Origin of the sequence: Nitrospira lenta (assembly GCF_900403705.1) — a bacterium.
GTDB classification, from domain to species: domain Bacteria; phylum Nitrospirota; class Nitrospiria; order Nitrospirales; family Nitrospiraceae; genus Nitrospira_D; species Nitrospira_D lenta.
Window position 1 is genome coordinate 1 of record NZ_OUNR01000015.1, and the last position, 480, is coordinate 480.

The 480-nt window shown below is 61.9% G+C and carries 1 protein-coding gene; it reads right to left on the reverse strand.

Annotated elements, in window-relative coordinates; all coding sequences use genetic code 11:
• Positions 1-480, reverse strand: a 480-nt coding sequence (locus tag NITLEN_RS18120) for a hypothetical protein (RefSeq protein ID WP_181416766.1), incomplete at both ends; no start/stop codon positions are given.

A 480-nucleotide genomic window follows, 5' to 3' on the forward strand; every position in this document is an offset into this window, starting at 1 on the left:
CCTGGATGCTGACCGTACCCACGCCTTGTTTGCGGAAGATGCCTTGATTGGTGAACCGGTTATTAGTCCCGCCGGTTCCATAGGCCTGCAAAGTGCCGGCGCTGTTCGCGCTGAACGTGCCCGTGTTGAGAAGTTGGCCGCTGTTGAATTGCAGCCCCCCCGCCGTCCACGTCGCCGTCCCCTGATTCTCCAGCACCCGACTCAGTGTCACACCGCTCGTAATATCCAACGAGCCCGTCGAGGCAATGAGCGTTCGCCCCGTCCCGCTCAGCGTCCCGCCACTCCACGTCGAGGCTCCCGTCAGTGTCAGATCCCCCGTGCCGGTCAGCGTGCCAAACTGAAACGTGAGCTTCGGGAGCGTGGTCGGACCATTCAGCGTGGCCGTCCCGTTGCTAATGATCAATTCATTGGGCGTGAGGGTGCCATTGAAGATGGAGGTGCCGTTCGAGACCTGGATCGTTCCCGCCCCCCCGACATCAC